Annotated in this window: 20 protein-coding genes; 11 read left to right on the top strand and 9 right to left on the bottom strand. The window is 67.1% G+C overall.

All coding sequences use genetic code 11. The features are described from left to right. Window positions 1–83 precede the first annotated feature (83 nt). From J0M27_RS07560 to J0M27_RS07540, 5 genes are all read left to right on the top strand, one after another. Window positions 84–896 (top strand): ZIP family metal transporter, encoded by an 813-nt coding sequence (locus J0M27_RS07560; RefSeq protein WP_294989352.1) that lies wholly within the window; start codon window positions 84–86, stop codon window positions 894–896. Between the two features lie 20 nt (window positions 897–916). After that, a complete protein-coding gene (locus tag J0M27_RS07555; protein ID WP_294989349.1) occupies window positions 917–1,411 on the top strand; it encodes a DUF2796 domain-containing protein in 495 nt (164 codons plus the stop codon). A 10-nt stretch (window positions 1,412–1,421) separates the two neighbouring features. Beyond that, window positions 1,422–2,117, top strand: a complete 696-nt coding sequence (locus tag J0M27_RS07550; RefSeq protein ID WP_294989346.1) for an ABC transporter ATP-binding protein — start codon at window positions 1,422–1,424, stop codon at window positions 2,115–2,117. Next, complete coding sequence (locus tag J0M27_RS07545) at window positions 2,114–3,373, top strand: FtsX-like permease family protein (protein WP_294989343.1); 1,260 nt, start codon at window positions 2,114–2,116, stop codon at window positions 3,371–3,373. Before J0M27_RS07550 ends, J0M27_RS07545 begins: the two co-directional genes overlap by 4 nt. 275 nt (window positions 3,374–3,648) lie before the next feature. Beyond that, window positions 3,649–4,173: a DUF3299 domain-containing protein gene (locus J0M27_RS07540; protein WP_294989340.1), complete on the top strand. Its 525-nt coding sequence runs from the start codon at window positions 3,649–3,651 to the stop codon at window positions 4,171–4,173. Between the two features lie 49 nt (window positions 4,174–4,222). Here the strand turns inward: J0M27_RS07540 and J0M27_RS07535 are convergent, their stop codons facing one another. Both J0M27_RS07535 and J0M27_RS07530 read right to left on the bottom strand, forming a co-directional pair. Beyond that, window positions 4,223–5,413: a class I SAM-dependent methyltransferase gene (locus J0M27_RS07535; RefSeq protein WP_294989337.1), complete on the bottom strand. Its 1,191-nt coding sequence runs from the start codon at window positions 5,411–5,413 to the stop codon at window positions 4,223–4,225. A 32-nt stretch (window positions 5,414–5,445) separates the two neighbouring features. Continuing rightward, window positions 5,446–6,336: a LysR family transcriptional regulator gene (locus J0M27_RS07530; protein ID WP_294989334.1), complete on the bottom strand. Its 891-nt coding sequence runs from the start codon at window positions 6,334–6,336 to the stop codon at window positions 5,446–5,448. A 136-nt stretch (window positions 6,337–6,472) separates the two neighbouring features. Between J0M27_RS07530 and J0M27_RS07525 the strand changes: the two genes are divergently transcribed. Continuing rightward, a complete protein-coding gene (locus tag J0M27_RS07525; protein WP_294989331.1) occupies window positions 6,473–6,748 on the top strand; it encodes a hypothetical protein in 276 nt (91 codons plus the stop codon). Between the two features lie 282 nt (window positions 6,749–7,030). Continuing rightward, window positions 7,031–7,516 (top strand): DUF1499 domain-containing protein, encoded by a 486-nt coding sequence (locus J0M27_RS07520; protein WP_294989328.1) that lies wholly within the window; start codon window positions 7,031–7,033, stop codon window positions 7,514–7,516. Between the two features lie 16 nt (window positions 7,517–7,532). On the opposite strand, the gene J0M27_RS07515 is transcribed toward J0M27_RS07520, so the two are convergent. After that, window positions 7,533–8,024 (bottom strand): flavin reductase family protein, encoded by a 492-nt coding sequence (locus tag J0M27_RS07515; RefSeq protein ID WP_294989326.1) that lies wholly within the window; start codon window positions 8,022–8,024, stop codon window positions 7,533–7,535. Between the two features lie 59 nt (window positions 8,025–8,083). Here J0M27_RS07515 and purT point away from each other — a divergent pair, with 59 nt between their 5' ends. Beyond that, entirely contained in the window at window positions 8,084–9,319 is a 1,236-nt protein-coding gene (gene purT, locus J0M27_RS07510; protein ID WP_294989323.1) for a formate-dependent phosphoribosylglycinamide formyltransferase, read from the top strand. 113 nt (window positions 9,320–9,432) lie between these two features. Beyond that, window positions 9,433–10,509, top strand: coding sequence for an A/G-specific adenine glycosylase (gene mutY / locus J0M27_RS07505; RefSeq protein ID WP_294989320.1), 1,077 nt, complete (start codon window positions 9,433–9,435; stop codon window positions 10,507–10,509). Here mutY and J0M27_RS07500 read toward each other — a convergent pair. From J0M27_RS07500 to J0M27_RS07475, 6 genes are all read right to left on the bottom strand, one after another. Next, on the bottom strand, window positions 10,467–11,072 hold the full coding sequence (locus J0M27_RS07500; RefSeq protein ID WP_294989317.1) for an LON peptidase substrate-binding domain-containing protein: 606 nt from the start codon (window positions 11,070–11,072) through the stop codon (window positions 10,467–10,469). The two genes, mutY and J0M27_RS07500, sit on opposite strands and share 43 nt — an antisense overlap. After that, entirely contained in the window at window positions 11,069–11,602 is a 534-nt protein-coding gene (locus tag J0M27_RS07495; protein WP_294989478.1) for a Gx transporter family protein, read from the bottom strand. Before J0M27_RS07495 ends, J0M27_RS07500 begins: the two co-directional genes overlap by 4 nt. Then, a complete protein-coding gene (locus J0M27_RS07490; RefSeq protein WP_294989314.1) occupies window positions 11,583–12,029 on the bottom strand; it encodes a NusG domain II-containing protein in 447 nt (148 codons plus the stop codon). The genes J0M27_RS07495 and J0M27_RS07490 overlap by 20 nt, the downstream gene beginning before the upstream one ends. Continuing rightward, window positions 12,026–12,868, bottom strand: coding sequence for an RNase adapter RapZ (rapZ, locus tag J0M27_RS07485; protein ID WP_294989311.1), 843 nt, complete (start codon window positions 12,866–12,868; stop codon window positions 12,026–12,028). Before rapZ ends, J0M27_RS07490 begins: the two co-directional genes overlap by 4 nt. Before the next feature lie 103 nt (window positions 12,869–12,971). Next, entirely contained in the window at window positions 12,972–14,099 is a 1,128-nt protein-coding gene (locus J0M27_RS07480) for an aminotransferase class V-fold PLP-dependent enzyme (protein ID WP_294989308.1), read from the bottom strand. A gap of 147 nt (window positions 14,100–14,246) precedes the next feature. Further along, window positions 14,247–14,945, bottom strand: coding sequence for a GntR family transcriptional regulator (locus tag J0M27_RS07475; protein ID WP_294989306.1), 699 nt, complete (start codon window positions 14,943–14,945; stop codon window positions 14,247–14,249). A gap of 137 nt (window positions 14,946–15,082) precedes the next feature. Here J0M27_RS07475 and J0M27_RS07470 point away from each other — a divergent pair, with 137 nt between their 5' ends. Together J0M27_RS07470 and J0M27_RS07465 are read left to right on the top strand one after the other, a co-directional pair. Further along, window positions 15,083–15,634: a TRAP transporter small permease gene (locus J0M27_RS07470; RefSeq protein ID WP_294989303.1), complete on the top strand. Its 552-nt coding sequence runs from the start codon at window positions 15,083–15,085 to the stop codon at window positions 15,632–15,634. 109 nt (window positions 15,635–15,743) lie between these two features. Then, window positions 15,744–17,033, top strand: coding sequence for a TRAP transporter large permease (locus tag J0M27_RS07465; RefSeq protein ID WP_294989301.1), 1,290 nt, complete (start codon window positions 15,744–15,746; stop codon window positions 17,031–17,033). Window position 17,034: the final 1 nt, after the last annotated feature.

Raw genomic sequence — 17,034 nt, 5'->3', positions numbered from 1 at the left:
CAAATGCAACACTGTTGCATTAGTGGCCTTGCTGTGATTGAATGGTGCCTCCCGTTCCACGGCGCCCGCACTCTCCAGCCCCGATGTCCGCACCCCTGCTCACCCAGATCGTCCTCGCCTGCCTGCTCGGCGGCCTGCTCAGCGTGGCCGCCGCCGCGCTGGTGATGTTCGGGCTGCCGCGCAAGTGGCTGGGCTTCACGGTGAGCTTTTCCACCGGCCTGCTGCTGGCGACCGCGACGCTGCACCTGCTGCCCGAGGCGCTGGAAAGCGGACTCGCGCCGCGCGAGGTGTTTCCGCTGCTGCTGGGCGGCATCCTCGCCTTCTTCATCCTGGAAAAATACGCGCTGTGGCGCCACGCCCATGCCAGCGGCGAATCCGACATGCACCAGGGCGGCCAGCAGTGCGACGACCACACCCACAGCCACCACCACCTGCACGGAGCCGCCGGCAGCCAGGGCGAGACCTTGTCCATCCTGGTCGGCGACGGCTTCCACAACTTCACCGACGGCCTCCTGATCGCGGCGGCCTTCCTCGCCGATCCCGCGCTGGGCTGGGGCACCACGCTGGCCATCATCGCCCACGAAGTGCCGCAGGAAGCCGGCGACTTCGCCATCCTGCTCGCCGCCGGCTGGAAGCGCGGCCGGGCACTGCTGTGGAACGGCGTGTCCAGCCTGACCGCGGTGGCCGGCGGCATCATCGGCTATTTCGCCCTCGACAATGCCCGCGACTGGATTCCCTACATCCTCACCATCACCGCCGCCAGCTTCCTCTACATCGCCATCGCCGACCTGATGCCGCGGCTGAAGCGCGAAACGCAGTCGGTCGGCTGGCACGGCCTGCTGCTCGCCGCCGGCATCGCCGTGGTGGTGTTCGGCAGCGGCGGGCACTCGCATTGACCGCTACCCGGAGACATACCATGCATCCGATTCATCTGCTCACCCTGCTCGCCGCGTTTGCCCTGCCCGCCCATGCCCAGCACGCCCACGGCGAGGGCAAGCTCGACGTCGTGATCGACAAGGACAGCATCGCCATCAGCCTGGAGCTGCCGCTGGATGCCGCGGTCGGCTTCGAGCGCGCGCCGCGGAACGAACGCGAAAAGGCAGCGCTCGCCGCGACGGAAAAAACCCTCGCCGATGCGGCGCTGTTCGTGCCGACGCCGGCCGCCAACTGCAAGGCGCAAACGCCCAAGATCGTGATGCCGGCATTCGGCGCCAAGGTCGGAGCCGATGACCATGGTGACGTCGATGCGAGCTACAGCTATCGCTGCGCCAACCCCGCCGCGCTGAAAGGCATCGAAACCAGCATATTCAAGAGCTTCAAGCGACTCTACCGTCTCGAAGCCCAGCGCGTTGGGCCCGCGGGCCAGGGCAAGCAGCGGCTGACGCCGAAGAATCCCCTGCTGAACTGGTAAGCTCCGAAGCATGACGGCGCTGCGAATCACCGACCTGGTATTTCGCTGGCCGCGACAGGCGGAGATCTGCCTCGACATTGCGCGCTTCGACCTCGCCGCCGGCGAACGCGTCTTCCTGCACGGCGCCAGCGGCAGCGGCAAGAGCACGCTGCTCGGCCTGCTCGGCGGCGTCGCGCTGCCGCAGCAGGGCCGCATCGAACTGCTCGGCACCGACATCACGCGGCTCTCCAGCCGCGCCCGCGACCGCTTTCGCGCCGACCACATCGGTTTCCTGTTCCAGCAGTTCAACCTCCTGCCCTGGCTGCCGGCGATCGACAACGTGCTGCTGCCGTGCACCTTTTCCGCGCGCCGCCGCGAACGCGCCGGCGCCGACCCGCGCGCCGAGGCCGAGCGCATGCTGCGCCACCTCGACCTCGACACCGCAAGCTGGCGCAAGCCGGCCGGGGAGCTTTCCGTCGGCCAGCAGCAGCGCGTCGCCGCGGCGCGCGCGCTGATCGGGCGGCCGGAAATCCTGATCTCCGACGAACCGACTTCGGCGCTCGACGCCGAACGCCAGCAGGTCTTCATCGACCTGCTGCTGCAGGAGTCCGCGGCCGTCGGCGCAACGCTGGTGTTCGTCAGCCATGACCGGCGGCTGGCAGGGCATTTCGATCGCGTCGTGGCGCTGGACGAAATCAATCGCACGGCGCAGGAAGTCGCGGCATGAAAGCCGTGCTGCGCCTTGCCGCGCTCTCGGCCTGGAGCCGGCGCCTGACGTTGGGCCTGACGCTGGTCGCCATCGCCCTGGCGGTGACGCTGCTGCTGGCGGTCGAGCGCATCCGCGTCGACGCGCGGCAGAGCTTCACCCAGTCGGTGTCGGGCGTGGACCTGGTGGTCGGCGCGCGCACCGGCAGCGTGCAGTTGATGCTCTACGCCGTGTTCCATGCCGGCGCGGCGAGCAACAACATCGCCTGGGACAGCTATCAGATGATCGCCACCCACCCCGCCGTCGATTGGGCGCTGCCGCTGTCGCTGGGCGATTCGCACCGCGGCTTCGCGGTGCTCGGCACCAGCGCCGACTATTTCGCCCGCTTCCGTTACGGCGACCGCGAAGAGTTGCGCTTGCGTCAGGGCAAGCCCTTCGCCGGGGTCTTCGAGGCCGTGCTCGGCAGCGAGGTGGCGCAAGGCCTCGGCTACCGGCTGGACGACAAGATCATCCTCAGCCACGGCCTCGGCGAACTCGGACCGGAACACGGCGACAAGCCCTTCCGCGTCACCGGCATCCTCGCCCCGACCGGTACGCCGGTCGACCGCACGGTGCATGTCAGCCTCGAATCGATCAGCGCGCTGCACCTCGACTGGGTCGGCGGCGCGCCCATGCCGGGTGTCAATATCCCGGCGGAATTCGTCGCCAAGTTCGACCTGCGGCCGAAACAAATCACCGCCGCGCTGGTCGGCCTCAAGCAGCGCGGCGACGTGTTCCGCATGCAGCGCTTCGTGAACCAGTATCGTGGCGAACCGCTGCTGGCGGTCTTGCCCGGCGTGGCGCTGGACGAGCTGTGGCAGAGCATCGCGCTGCTGGAACGCACCCTGCTCGCCGTCTCCGCGCTGGTGGTGCTGGTCGGCCTGGCCGGGTTGGCGGCGACGCTGCTGGCCGGGCTCAACGAACGCCGCCGCGAACTCGCCATCCTGCGCGCGCTGGGCGCCGGGCCGGGCGACATGTTCCTGATGCTGACCGCCGAGGGCGTGCTGGTCACCGCCGCCGGCGCGCTGCTCGGCCTCGCTCTGCTGACCGTCGCCAGCAGCCTCGCCGCGCCCTGGTTGCTAGACCGCCTCGGCGTGGTACTCGGCACGCGCTGGCCTGGTACTGCGGAACTCGCCCTGATCGGCGCGGTCATTGCCACGGGGCTGGTCGCCAGCCTGATCCCGGGCTGGCGCGCGTGGCGCATGTCGCTGGCCGACGGCCTGACGCCGAAACTCTAGGGTCTGTTCTCAATCATGCGACGGTGGCGCCGGGATCAAATCGGGATGCGATGCAAGGCGCGGCGACGCCGCGATATTCATATCTTGCAAGGAGCCGCAACGCCGCAGCGCGCCCGATTTGACCCGGCCCTTCGGGTTGAGGCCAGACGCGGCGTCTGCGGCGTTGTCGGACTTGGCAAGGGATTACCCTTGCCGGCGTCCTCCGCCTTGCATCCATCCACGTCTGGCCTCAACGCCATCCGCCGGATGATTGAGAACAGACCCTAAGGAACCCGATGCGCAAACTTCTGCTCCTGCTCGCCCTCTGCCTCGCCCCGCCGCTAACCGCGGCCGACGATTACCGGGACATCAAATGGGAAGCGCTGGTGCCCAGGGACTGGGACCCGGCCAAGGACCTCAAGGCGCTCGACTTCGGCAAGCTGCAGGACTCAGACCCGCGCGCCATGGAAGCGCTGGATAAGATGAAGGCGCTGTGGGACGCGGCGCCGACCGTGCCGACGATGGCAGGGGCGAAGGTCAGGCTGCCCGGCTTCGCGATTCCGCTCGAAAACAAGGGCGGCAAAGTCTCCGAATTCATCCTGGTGCCCTACTTCGGCGCCTGCATCCACAGCCCGCCGCCGCCGGCCAACCAGATCATCCACGTCGTGACGAAAACGCCTGTGAGCAAGCTGAACAGCATGGACTCGGTCTGGGTCAGCGGCACCATGAGCCTGCAGTACGCCAACACGCCCTGGGGTTCCGCCGGCTACCGCCTGACAGCGGACAAGATCGCGCCCTACGAGGAAGCGAAGAAAAAGTAGCGCCGCCCGCAAGGGATACCGTCTCCGGCACGGCCGGAGACAGGACTTTTCAATCCACCTGCAGCAGCAGGCCCTTGAGGTATTCGCCCTCGGGGAAGGCAAGGTCCACCGGATGGTCGGCGGCGCCGTGCAGATGCTGCACGATGCGCGCAGTGCGTCCCGCATCCAGCGCGGCGCCGGCGAGGATCCTGGCGAACAGTTCGGCACCGATGCCTCCCGAGCATGAGTAAGTCATCAGCAGGCCGCCAGGGGCGAGCAGTTGCAGGCCCAGCAGGTTGATGTCCTTGTAGGCGCGCGCTGCCCGGTCGGCGTGCGCCGCGGTGTTGGCGAACTTGGGCGGGTCGAGGATGACCAGGTCGTAGCGTTCGCCGGCGGCGCGCAGGTTGCGCAGCTCGGCGAAGACATCGGCTTCGCGCCATACGGCGCGCGCCGCATCGAGTTGGGGGTTCAGCGCCAGGTTGCGTTGCGCGGTAGCCAGCGCCGGGCCGGAGCTGTCCACCGACACCACTTCGCGCGCGCCGCCGGCCAATGCCTGCAGCGAGAAGCCCCCCGTGTAGCAGAAACAGTTGAGCACGCGCCGATCCCGCGCCAGTTCGGCGACGCGGCGGCGGTTGTCGCGCTGGTCGAGGTAGAAGCCGGTCTTGTGGCCGCCGACGAAATCGACCGTCATCCGGATGCCGTTTTCGACGATCACCGGTTCCTCGTCGGCCGCCTGGCCGTGCAGCCAGCCGGTGACGGCTTCGAGGCCTTCGAGCTTGCGCACCTCGACGTCGGAACGTTCGTAGATGCGCGCGCAGCCGGTGGCCCGGAGCAAAGAGTCGGCGATGGCGCCACGCCACTTGTCGGCGCCCGCGGTGGTCAGTTGCAGCACCACGGTATCGCCATAGCGATCGGCGACGACACCGGGCAGGCCGTCGGATTCGGCGTGGATCAAACGCAAGCCCTGCTGCCCGGCGAGTTCCGGCAGCGCGGCGCGGCGCGCGACGGAAGCCGCCACGCGGCGCTTGAAGAAGGCGTGATCGATAGTCTCTTCGGCGTCGAAGCTCCAGATCCGGGCACGTATCTGCGAGGCGGGGCTCCATGCCGCGCGGCCCAGCGGGCGGCCTTCGTGCGATACGACATCGACCGTGTCGCCCGGCCGCACGCGACCATCGAGCCGCGCGACGGCACCGGAGAACAGCCAGGGGTGGCGGCGCAGGACGGATTTCTCCTTGCCGGGATGGAGGATCAGGGTGGCCATGGCGTCATTGTGCGGCGGAATCGCAGGCCGCGTCAGCGCGGTCTGCGCCAGGGCGCGCCGCCGAATTCCTCGACCAGGAAATCGACCATGGCGCGCACCTTGGGCGACAGGTTGCGGCCGCTCGGATAAGTGGCGAACAGGGGCACCGGTTCGACGTGGTGCCAATCGGAAAGGATGGGCACCAGCGTGCCGGCGCGGATGGCCTCGGCCACCACCACATCCGACAAGCGGGTGACACCTACGCCGGCGACGGCGAGTTGCAGCACCGTCTCGGCATTGTTGGTGACGACGTTGCCATCGACATGGACGACGCGGATGCCGTCGTCGGTATCGAAGGGCCAGCGGCGCAGCGCGGGCTGGCTGGTCATCCACAGGCAGTTGTGGCGTTGCAGTTCGTCCGGCGTGCGCGGCGTGCCGTGGCGCGCCAGGTAGTCGGGCGAAGCGCAGATCACCCGCTCGAGGTTGCAGATGCGGCGCGCCACCAGCGAGGATTCCTCCAGCGGGCCGATGCGGATCGCCAGGTCCACGCCCTCCTGCATCATATCCAGCCGCTCGTCGCTGATCGTGATGTCGATGCCGACCGCCGGGTGGCGCGCCTGGAAGCGCGGTATTGCCGGCGCCAACTGGTGCATGCCGAAGGTCGAGCCGCAATGCAGGCGCAACTGGCCGCGCGGGCTGGCGCCGGCTTCCGCCACTTCCGCCTCTGCCTCGGCGATCGCCGCCAGGATGTCCCGCGCCCGGCTGTAGAAGGCCTCACCTTCGGCCGTCAATTGCAGGCGGCGCGTGGTCCGCTGCATTAGCCGCGCGCCCAGGCGATCTTCCAGCCGGGTCACCAGCTTCGACAGCGCGGAAGGGGTCAAACCCAAATCCCGCGCTGCCGCAGTAAACCCTCCGGTTTCCACGGCACGAACAAAGGCAGTCATCTCACCAGCACGATCCATGGAGCAATTATGGAATATTTTTCATCAATGTTGTGACTTAAGTATTTATTGTGATTAGCCGTAAAAGTAATTACATTGCAGTCACGCGATTTTGCATCGCAGCAGAAAGGAAGCCAACATGGAAACCTACGATACCAACGAGATCCTCAGACAAGCCCGGGCAATGCGCGCCGAGGAAATGCGCCGCATCCAGGGGCTGATGACCGCCCGCCTCGTGGTCTATGTCCGGCTGCTGGCCGGATCCCTGGCCGACGCCGGCGAGGCCCTGCGTCCGCTATTCTCCTGGAACCCGCAGAACGCCAAGCCCGGCCGCCGCGCCATCGGACCCTCGCTAGCCACCCGCGCCAGCCTGTCGCTGCGCAGCCTCTTCAGCTGGAACCCGCAGGCGCACTGACCTGACCGTTCCACCCCCGTCTCCTCCTCGGCCTGCACATTCAGGCCGCTCGCCCCACCTGAATTTGGTGGGGCTTTTTTTTGGGGGGGTTGTTCGGTCAGCGGCTTTAGTGACACCGGACGGCTTCTTGGATCAGCTTGCCGGATGCCTGTAAGCTGTTGCCAACAGCAGATTTTTGCCGCCAACGAAAGCTGGTACCTGATTCACACAGTATTGCCAGCGACCAAAGGAAGTCCCTGTGGGGCGCCGACTTCTGAAAGCACCAATGCGAGCCCAGTGCAAATGAAAGCCACCCTCTACATTCTCCTGGCCCTGCTCGTGGTCGCCACCATCGCGATCCAGTTCGGCGCGCTCAGTGGAAGCCGTCCGGCCGACCTCGGCGTCAGCCAGTCGCGCCTGAAAGCTCCGTCGCCGACGCCCAACAGCGTTTCCAGCCAGGCCGCGCTCCATCCCGGCCATCCGCAGCGTGACTACGCGGACATCAAGCCGCTGCCGTTGAAGGCCGGCGGCGCGGCACCGTCATTGCGGGTATTGGAAGGCGTGCTGCGGGGCATGCCGGGCATCGAAGTCGTCGAGCAGCGGCCCGACTACCTTTACGCCCTGGCGCAGACGCGCTGGCTGAAGTTCGTGGACGACCTTGAGTTCTGGGTCAATCCGGCGTCCGGCGTGATCGAACTGCGCAGCGCGAGCCGTATCGGACGCAAGGATTTCGGCGTGAACCGGCAGCGCATCGAGGCGATCCGCGCGGCCTACCAGGCGCAGCCGTGACGCCAACGGCTCCGGATCAGGCCAGCTCGCGATAACGCCCGCCGTGGAAGACCAACGGCGCCTTCGACTCGCGGCGGAAGTTCTCGACGAAGCCGACCAGGATGACATGGTCGCCGCCGGGATAGCGGATCTCGTTGCGGCATTCGAACCAGGCGCTGCAGCCCGGCAGCAGCGGGGTGCCGCCGGCGCCGACCGTCGTGGTGATGCCGACGAAGCGGTCCTCCTGGGCCTGCGAAAAGCGTTGCGAGAATTCGACCTGGTCGGCGGCGAGGATGTTCACCGCGTAATGGCTGCAGGATTCGAAGGCCGCCAGCGAGGGCGACGCGAGGCCGAGGCTCCACAGCACCAGCGGCGGCTCCAGCGAAACCGAGGCGAAGGAATTGATGGTGACGCCGACCGGCTGGCCGTCGGCGCCGCGCGCGGTGACCACGGCGACGCCGGTGGCGAACTCGCCCAGCGCGTCGCGCAGGGCTCGGCTGTCGAACTGGATGGGGAACGGCTGGTTCATTGGGGATGACCGTCAACTGGCTCTAAAATCGGCGACTTGTAATTTTTCTGGAGCACCTGATGGGCATCGCCAAACGTATCGGCACTCCGCTTTCCCCTTCCGCCACGCGGGTCATGCTGCTCGGCTGCGGCGAACTGGGCAAGGAGGTCATTATCGCATTGCAGCGCCTGGGCTGCGAAGTCATAGGCGTCGATCGCTACCCCGATGCTCCCGGCATGCAGGTGGCGCACCGCAGCCACGTGGTGAACATGACCGACGGCGCCGCGCTACGCGCGCTGATCGAAAAGGAGAAGCCGGCGCTGGTGGTGCCCGAGATCGAGGCCATCGCCACCGCCGCGCTGGTCGAGATGGAACGCGACGGCGTGGCCGGGCATTTCCCCGAGTTCATTCCCACCGCGCGCGCGGCGCAACTGACCATGAACCGCGAGGGCATCCGGCGCCTGGCCGCCGAGGAACTCGGGCTGGCGACGTCGCCCTACAAGTTCGCCGACTCGCTGGCCGAGCTGCAGGCCGCCATCGACGGGTCTGACAAACCGGGCATTGGTTATCCCTGCGTGATCAAGCCGGTGATGTCCTCCTCGGGCAAGGGCCAATCGCTGGTGAGATCCGCCGCCGAGGTGCAGCAGGCCTGGGACTACTCGCAGGCCGCCGGCCGCGTCGGCGCGGGTCGCATCATCGTCGAGGGCTTCATCGATTTCGACTACGAAATCACCCAGCTCACGGTGCGCGCCGTCGGCGCCAGCGGCGCGGTCGAAACCTTCTTCTGCGAACCGATCGGCCATGTGCAGGTGAATGGCGATTACGTCGAGAGCTGGCAGCCGATGGCGATGACGCCGGTCGCATTGCAGAAGTCGCGCGACATGGCGCGTGCGGTGACCTCCAACCTGGGCGGACGCGGCATCTTCGGCGTCGAGCTGTTCGTCAAGGGCGACCAGGTCTGGTTCTCCGAAGTCAGCCCGCGCCCGCACGACACGGGCCTGGTAACACTGGCCACGCAGCGCCTTTCCGAATTCGAATTGCATGCGCGCGCGATCCTCGGCCTGCCGGTGGACACCAGCCTGCGCCGGCCCGGCGCCTCGGCGGTGATCTACGGCGGCATGGAGGAAAAGGGCATTGCCTTCGAAGGCGCGGCCGAAGCCCTGCAGGTGCCCGAATCCGACTTGCGCCTGTTCGGCAAGCCGGAGAGCTTCGTCAAGCGGCGCATGGGCGTGGCGGTGGCGAATGCCGATACCACCGACGAAGCGCGGCAGCGGGCGAAACTCGCCGCGAGTCGCGTGAAGCCGGTCAAGGGGTGAGCATCCCCGCCGGGCCGCCCCAAGGGAACGCCGTCAAGACCATGGAGCCGCGCCAGCGGCGAACCGTAGTCACCCCCTCCCACGGGGAGGGGGCCGGGGGGAAGGCCGGTTCATTGCCTCAGGCGCGCAGCTTTGCTGCGCGTCTGATCCGCTGGCACAAGCGCCACGGCCGCCACGACATGCCGTGGCAGAACACCACCGATCCCTATCGCGTCTGGCTGTCGGAAATCATGCTGCAGCAGACCCAGGTGGCGACCGTGGTGCCTTACTACGAGCGCTTTCTGCGGCACTTTCCGCGGCTCGCCGACCTCGCCGCCGCGCCGGTCGACGACGTCATGGCGCTGTGGAGCGGGCTGGGCTACTACGCCCGCGCGCGCAACCTGCACGCCTGCGCGCTGGCGGTGATGCGCGAGCATGGCGGCGAATTCCCCCACCACCCCGATGTGATTGCCGGCCTGCCCGGCATCGGCCGCTCCACGGCCAATTCCATCGCCACCTTTTGTTTCGGCGCGCAGGCGCCCATCCTCGACGGCAACGTCAAACGCGTGCTGTGCCGCGCCTTTGGCGTCGAGGGCTTTGCTGGCAACTCGGTTGTGGAAAAGCGCCTGTGGCGACTGGCCGGCGAGTTGATGCCGAAGCGCGACGGCGGCACCTACAACCAGGCGCAGATGGACCTTGGCGCCACCGTCTGCAAGCGCGGCAAGCCGCGCTGCGAATCCTGCCCGCTCGATGACATCTGCGTCGCGCTCGCCTCCGGCCGCACCGGCGAGTTGCCTGAGCCGAAGCCGCGCAAGGCGATCCCGCGACGCGAGGCGACGCTGCTGGTGCTGCGCCACGAGGGCCGCATCCTGCTCGAAACCCGTCCGCCGGCGGGTATCTGGGGCGGCCTGCTGTCCCTGCCGGAACTGCCGGAAGCAGCCGATGCCCGCCAGTGGGCCACGCGACGCTTCGCCTGCCGTGTCATCGCCGTCGCGCCGGCGCCGACTCTTGACCACGCCTTCAGCCATTTTCGCCTGCGCATCGCGCCGCTGCTGCTGGACGTCGAGCCTTCATCAGCGGCGATGGAACCCGGCCTGTGCTGGCTAAACGACGAGGAACTCGCCACGGCCGGCGTGCCGGCGCCGGTGCGCCGCATCCTGGAAGGACTTCAAGCTTCCGGCAACAGGCCCTTGCCTTCGAGGAAGCGATAGATGATTTCCAGCCGGTCGATGCTGTCCTCGATTTCCAGCAGCTTCTGCCGGGCGACGAGCGGAATCGGCAGCACTTCGGCATAACGCATGCCCAGCCAGCCGGCGTCGAAGAAGCGGTGCGGTGCGGCCGGCGCGCCGCTGGCGGCACCGAGGTCGTCGATGATGGCGCGCAACAGCGGCACCAGGCGCGCATAGGAGCCCGGCACCGGCAGCACCGGCGGCGACTCGATCAGCTCGACCTCGCCGCACAACAGGCCCGATGCCTCTGCCCAATGGCGTTTCAGGCGAAAGCGCTCGCCGCCCTGGGCGACGATGTCGAGCACTCCCAGTTGCTGCATGTCCCAGTCGGCGATATGCGCCAGCGTGCCTACCGAGTGTGGCTCGGCCGGCTTCTCGCCGGGCCGGGCGACCTCCTCGCCGGCGGCGATCAGGCAGACGCCGAAGGATCCGGACTCCTTGAAGCAGGCCTTCGCCATGTCCATGTAGCGCTGTTCGAAGATGCGCAGCGGCAGCCGTCCGCCGGGAAACAGCACCGAACCGAGGGGAAACAGAGGAACGATCATGGCGTCGGCGACTCCGTGGAGGGTGCGGCCAGCAGGCGCGCTGCGACCAGGCCGTTGATGCTGCCGAACAATAGCGCGGCCGTGGCGAACAGCGGCAGCAGGTAGAACACGCCGTCATGGGGCACCAGCCAGGCGCGCGCCAGCAGCAACTGGCCGCCGATATGGGCGAAGGCCGCCAGCACGCTGGCCGATACCGGGCCGAAAACGCGCGGCGGCAGGTGCTGCGCCGCCGCCAGCACAGCCAGGCTGCACAGGGCGCCGGCCAGCGCAAGGAAGAAGCCCGGCGCGAGGAACTGTCCGACCACCAGGCTGCCGGCAACCACGCGCAGCAGGCTGACCCAGGCCGCGTCGCGCCAACCGTAGCGCGCCAGCACCACCAGCACGATGATGTTGGCCAGCCCCGGCTTGATGCCGGGCAGCGGGCTGGGCAGGGCGGTTTCCGCCACCGACAGCGCGATCGCCGCCGCCGCGTAGCGCGCGATGCGGTAATCGTCGGCCGTGACCGGCAGCTCAATAGTTGATGGTGTCATAATCGGCATGCGCCCCGCCGCGACCGGCGAGCTGCAGCGTGACGTGGTTCGGCGCGCAGATCGCCACCGCGTTGGCGCGCGACAGCCAGCCCTGCTGAACGCAGTACTGGCGCGGCCCTGGGTCGGACAGCACGCGGGCGCGGCCCGGCTGCACTTCGATCACGGTGGTGCCGATGGCGCCGGTGACCTCGTACTTGCGCGCCACGTTGAGCGCCAGTTCGGTGACCAGTCGCCCGTCGCGCTTGACGATGGCGCGGTCCGCCACCCCGCCGCGCCACAGCAGCGGATAGGACGCCGCGACCAGCGCGGCGCAGCACAACAGCAGCAGCCAGTCACCGGGCCTGAGCAGCGTGCGCCAGGGAGCCTGGCCCGCGCCCGCCGCCAGCGCCAGCAGTTCGCGCAGTCCGTCCGGGATCTGCGGGTTCATTCGATCAGGCTGCGGTGCCGCACCAGCACGCGCGCCGACTCGCCGAAATGCGCGGCCAGCCTTTCCGCCAGGTATACGGAGCGGTGCTGGCCGCCGGTGCAGCCGATGCCGACCGTCAGGTAGGACCGGTTGTCGCGCACGTAAGCCGGCAACCAGTCGCCGATGAAGCGGCGCAGGTCGGATTCCATGCGCATCACTTCCGGCTGCGCGGCGAGGAAGCGGATCACCTCGGCATCGCGCCCGGTGAGCGGGCGCAGCGCCGGATCGTAATGCGGATTGGGCAGGCAGCGCACATCGAACACCAGGTCGGCGTCGAGCGGAATGCCGTTCTTGAAGCCGAAGGATTCGAACAGCAGGATCAGCCCGCTGCGCTCGTCGAGCACGGCGAAATCCTTGATGCTGGCGCGCAGCGCATTCGGCCGCAGGTCGCTGGTGTCGATGTGGTGGCCGAGCGAAGCCAGCATCTCCAGCGCCTCGCGTTCGCGGGCGATGGCCTCCTCCAGCGTCACGTCGTCGCCGGCGAGCGGGTGGCGCCGGCGGGTTTCCGAGAAACGCTGTATCAGCACATCGTCACGCGCGTCGAGGAACAGGAAGCGCAGCGTAATGCCGTCCGCTTCGAGCGTGCGCAGCTGCGGCGGCAACGCCGCGATGCTCGACCCGCCACGCATGTCCACCGCCACCGCAACGAGTTTATGCCCCTCCATCCGCAGGTGGGATACCAGTTCCGAAAGCAGCGGCGCCGGCAGGTTGTCGACGCAGTAATAACCGGCGTCCTCCAGCACGTTGAGCGCGATGGACTTGCCGGACCCGGAAAGGCCGCTGATGAGCACGACTTGCATGCCCGAAAGGATAGCGGATAACGCGGAACGCGGGCGGCTCGCCGTGTCGCCGACCGAAGGAAGTCCCTGTGGGGCGCCGACTTTTCGCTTCGCCGGCGGGGGATCAGCTGAGGCGCTTCACCGCGTCTTGCAGCAAGGCCACCGTGCGTTCGACATCGCCCAGCTTGTCGAGGCCGAACAGGCCGATGCGAAAACTCCTGAAATCGGCACCCTCGTCGCACTGCAAAGCCACCCCGGCGGCGGCCTGCAAGCCCAGCGCAACGAATTTCTGCGCCGACTGTATTGCCGGATCGGTGGTGTAGCTCACCACCACGCCGGACGCCTCGAACCCGGTCGCGGCGACACTGGGAAAACCGTGGCCGACGAGCATGGCGCGCACGCGGGCGCCCAGCTCCAGTTGCCGGGTGCGTGCCAGTTCAAATCCGAAGCTCTCGGTGTCGCGCATCGCGTCGCGCACGTGGCGCAGGGCATCGGTGGGCATGGTGGCGTGGTAGGCATGGCCGCCGGTTTCGTAGGTCTCCATGATCTGGCGCCACTTCTTGAGGTCGCAGGCGAAACTGCTGCTGGTCGTTTCAGCCATGCGTGCGATGGCCCGTTCGCCGAGGCCGACCAGCCCGGCACAGGAGGGGCCGCTCCAGCCCTTCTGCGGCGCGCTGATCAGCACATCGACGCCGATCGCGCGCATGTCCACCCAGAGCGCGCCGGACGCGATGCAGTCGAGCACGAAGAGCCCGCCGACCTCGCGCACGGCTGCGGCGACGGCACGCAGGTAATCGTCGGGCAGCAGCATGCCGGAGGCGGTCTCCACGTGAGGTGCGAACACCACGGCTGGACGCTGGGCGCGGATCGTCGCCACCACCTCGGCGATCGGCGCGGGCGCGAACGGCGCCTGCGCGCCCTCGCCCTGCCGCCGCGCCTTGAGCACCGTCGTTGCCTCGGCGAAGCCGCCCATGTCTAGGATCTGCGACCAGCGAAAGCTGAACCAGCCGTTGCGCAACACCAGGCAGTTCGCGCCGCCGGCAAACTGGCGCGCCACGGCTTCCATGGCATAGGTGCCGCCGCCGGGCACCACCGCCACGGCGTCCGCGCCATAGGCCCGCTTGAGCGTGGCGGAGATGTCACGCATCACGCCCTGGAAGGCCTGCGACATGTGGTTCAGGGCGCGGTCGGTGTAGACCACGGAGTATTCGAGTAGCCCGCCGGGATCGACGGGATTGCTTGCTGCGGACATCGCTTGCTCCAAGATGATTGTTCAGGTCGGCGGTGCGCCGCTGGTGTTTGGGGTCCAGCGGCGAGCGGGGATGCGCAGCCCGCCCGGATCCGCTCAGGCATACCCGGTTTTGGTTCGGGCTGATTCTAGTCGCAAGCGCATGCCTTGTTAGGCAGCGACGCGTGCCTTGCGGCTGGCCTCCAGATAGGCCGACTCGGTGCTGCGGATGTGTTCCTTGAGGAGCTTCTGGGCGCGGGCCGTGGTGCCGGCAGTCACGGCGTCGAGGATGGCGCCATGGCTCTGCTGGCAGTCGTCCACCTTCTTGTTCTGCGCCGGAAGGCGAGAACGCAGGGCCTGGAAGCGATAGCCGATCAGAGCATAGGAAGCACGGAGATACGGATTGCTGCAGGCCTTGAGGATGGATTCGTGGAAGTCGGAATCCAGCGCCGGGATCAGTTCCATTTTTCCTTCCGCCTCGCAGCGTGCCATGGCCGCCAGATTGTCTTCCAGCATGCGGGAGAGTGCTGCCCGGTCTTCGCGAATGGCTTCGCCCAGGGCGGCCGACTCGATCAGCTCGCGGAACTGCATGAGCTCATGCACCTGCTGCCCGGAAAGGCTGAAAACAAAGCTGCCGCGCTGCGGATGGATGTCCACCAGGCCTTCGAGCTTGAGCCGCAGCAGAGCCTCGCGTACCGGCGTCTTGCTGATGCCGAAGGTGGTGGCGAGGCCGATTTCCGATACCTGCTCGCCGAAGCCGAGCCGGCCGTCGACGATCGCGGCCCGGATGCGCTCCACGGCCATATCCACCAGCGACCGCGGACGATCGATGCGCTGCTCGGCGGGATCGAGGTGGTTGGCGTTCGACATGGCGCGATCTTACCAAAAAATCTTGCGCCTGAGATATGGTATCTGATACGCTAGTCATCAAAGGAGCCCGGCGATCGGCGATATGCATGCTTGGTGCATGGCAGGCCGGTCGACGCAACAAACGCGGAGGAATGGACATGGCGGTAGTTCCACAGCCCGAAACCACGGGCGGCGGGATGGGCGCACGCCTGGAAGCGGTGCTGGTCGGGGCCAATCGCTGGGTGGTGATTGCCCTGATGGCCGCGATGTCCGTGCTGGTGTTCTCCAACGTCGTGTCGCGTTACCTGTTCAACCATTCCTTCCTCTGGGTCGAGGAAATGTCGCGTTACATGATGGTCTGGGTCGGCTTCATCGGTTCCGGACTGGTCCTGCGCTATGGCGCCCACATTGCCGTCGAGGCTTTGCAGGACGTGTTGCCGACGCGCGCCGCGCAGCTGACGCGCGTGCTTGTCGTCGTCGTCCTCGCCATCACCTTCATCGCCATGACCTGGCTCGGCATCCAGTACGTCCGCTTCGCCTGGGATCAGGAAACACCGGTGTTCAACTGGAATTTCGGCCTGATCTATCTCGCCATACCGATCGGCTCAGCGCTGATGCTGATCCACCTCCTATGCATCGCGCGGCCCTATGTCATTGGCCGCCAGTTCGACAAGTCGGAAACCTTCAATCCCGAGGACGCGGTGCTGTGAGCGCTGCGCGCGGCCGCCCGAAGCAGCACAAGTCATTGCACGGAGCCGCGCTGCGGCGAACCACGGTCACCCCCGCTCTTGGGGCGGGGGGTGGGGGGAGGGTCGTTCCGTGAGCGCTACCTTGATCATTGTGTTTCTTCTCACGCTGATGATCGGCGTGCCCGTCGCTTTCACCATGGTCATCGCGGGTTTGGCGGCGGTGCTGGTGCAGGGCTCGCTGAGCCCGATCTCGGCGGTGCAGAACATGTTTGCCGGCATCGACAGTTTTCCGCTGCTGGCGATTCCCTTCTTCATCCTTGCCGCCGAACTGATGACCGGCGGCGCGCTGACGGAGGTGCTGCTGCGCTTCGCCAACCAGTTGGTAGGCCGTGTGCGCGGCGGACTAGGCCACACCAACGTCCTCACCATCACCTTCTTTTCCGGGATCAGCGGCTCGGCGCTGGCCAACATGGCCGGCCCCGGCAACATGCTCATCCACATGATGAAGAAGTCGGGCTATTCGGCGGAATACGCGGCCGCGCTGACCGCATGCACTTCCATCGTCGGGCCCATCATTCCGCCGTCGATCATCATGATCGTCTACGCCCTGACCGAAAACAGCGTGACCATCATGGGTCTGTTCCTTGGGGGCGTGATTCCCGGTCTGATGGTTTCCGGCTCCATGCTGCTGGTCAACCACTGGATCAGCGTGCGGCGCAATTACCACGGCTCAGATCTGCGTCCGTCGGCCGGTGAAATTTTCAAGACTTTCGTGCGGGCGCTGCCTGCCCTGGCCCTGCCCCTCATCATCCTCGGCGGCATCCATTTCGGCGTGTTCACGCCGACCGAGGCTTCGGCGGTCGCGGTGTTCTATGCGCTGGCGATCGGGCGCTTCCTTTACGGAACGCTGAAATGGGACATGTTGCCGGGGATACTGTTCCGCACCGCGCTGGTGACCTCATCGATCCTGATGATCATCGCCACCTCGGAAGTACTCAGCTGGGTGCTTACCGTGGGCCAGCTTCCGCAGGCCGCCGCACAGTGGATCGCCGGGCTGCACCTTAGCCCGCTCGAGTTGTTCCTGCTGCTCAACGTGTTCCTGCTGCTCGGCGGCATCTTCATCGAACCGCTGCCCGGGGTGATGATCTTCGTGCCCATCCTGGCGCCAATGGCACTGGCTGCCGGCATCGATCCATTGCAGTTCGCCATCGTCGTCATCATCAACCTGACCCTGGGCATGATCACGCCGCCGGTCGGCGCCCTGTTGTTCATCACCACGGTCGTTTCCGGCGTGCCGATGGGCAAGATGGTGCGCGAGATGATTCCGATGTTCGCCGCCCAGCTCGTGGTGATACTGCTGCTCACCCTGTTCCCCGTACTGGTCACCTGGCTGCCCGGCCTGTTCGGTTACACCCGCTGAT

This window comes from Sulfuritalea sp., from assembly GCF_017302275.1.
In the GTDB taxonomy this organism is placed as follows: domain Bacteria; phylum Pseudomonadota; class Gammaproteobacteria; order Burkholderiales; family Rhodocyclaceae; genus Sulfuritalea.
This window is presented reverse-complemented; position numbering and strand designations above follow the sequence as displayed.

Excerpts from the sequence above, each read along its gene's own strand:
- J0M27_RS07500 (WP_294989317.1), bottom strand. The coding sequence starts at position 11,072 with ATGATCGTTCCTCTGTTTCCCCTCGGTTCGGTGCTGTTTCCCGGCGGA.
- J0M27_RS07525 (WP_294989331.1), top strand. The coding sequence starts at position 6,473 with ATGGAAACCTACGATACCAACGAGATCCTCAGACAAGCCCGGGCAATG.
- J0M27_RS07555 (WP_294989349.1), top strand. The coding sequence starts at position 917 with ATGCATCCGATTCATCTGCTCACCCTGCTCGCCGCGTTTGCCCTGCCC.
- J0M27_RS07520 (WP_294989328.1), top strand. The coding sequence starts at position 7,031 with ATGAAAGCCACCCTCTACATTCTCCTGGCCCTGCTCGTGGTCGCCACC.
- J0M27_RS07495 (WP_294989478.1), bottom strand. The coding sequence starts at position 11,602 with ATGACACCATCAACTATTGAGCTGCCGGTCACGGCCGACGATTACCGC.
- J0M27_RS07550 (WP_294989346.1), top strand. The coding sequence starts at position 1,422 with ATGACGGCGCTGCGAATCACCGACCTGGTATTTCGCTGGCCGCGACAG.
- J0M27_RS07535 (WP_294989337.1), bottom strand. The coding sequence starts at position 5,413 with ATGGCCACCCTGATCCTCCATCCCGGCAAGGAGAAATCCGTCCTGCGC.
- J0M27_RS07470 (WP_294989303.1), top strand. The coding sequence starts at position 15,083 with ATGGCGGTAGTTCCACAGCCCGAAACCACGGGCGGCGGGATGGGCGCA.
- J0M27_RS07560 (WP_294989352.1), top strand. The coding sequence starts at position 84 with ATGTCCGCACCCCTGCTCACCCAGATCGTCCTCGCCTGCCTGCTCGGC.
- rapZ (WP_294989311.1), bottom strand. The coding sequence starts at position 12,868 with ATGCAAGTCGTGCTCATCAGCGGCCTTTCCGGGTCCGGCAAGTCCATC.
- J0M27_RS07540 (WP_294989340.1), top strand. The coding sequence starts at position 3,649 with ATGCGCAAACTTCTGCTCCTGCTCGCCCTCTGCCTCGCCCCGCCGCTA.
- J0M27_RS07480 (WP_294989308.1), bottom strand. The coding sequence starts at position 14,099 with ATGTCCGCAGCAAGCAATCCCGTCGATCCCGGCGGGCTACTCGAATAC.
- purT (WP_294989323.1), top strand. The coding sequence starts at position 8,084 with ATGGGCATCGCCAAACGTATCGGCACTCCGCTTTCCCCTTCCGCCACG.
- J0M27_RS07545 (WP_294989343.1), top strand. The coding sequence starts at position 2,114 with ATGAAAGCCGTGCTGCGCCTTGCCGCGCTCTCGGCCTGGAGCCGGCGC.
- J0M27_RS07475 (WP_294989306.1), bottom strand. The coding sequence starts at position 14,945 with ATGTCGAACGCCAACCACCTCGATCCCGCCGAGCAGCGCATCGATCGT.
- J0M27_RS07490 (WP_294989314.1), bottom strand. The coding sequence starts at position 12,029 with ATGAACCCGCAGATCCCGGACGGACTGCGCGAACTGCTGGCGCTGGCG.
- J0M27_RS07515 (WP_294989326.1), bottom strand. The coding sequence starts at position 8,024 with ATGAACCAGCCGTTCCCCATCCAGTTCGACAGCCGAGCCCTGCGCGAC.
- J0M27_RS07530 (WP_294989334.1), bottom strand. The coding sequence starts at position 6,336 with ATGACTGCCTTTGTTCGTGCCGTGGAAACCGGAGGGTTTACTGCGGCA.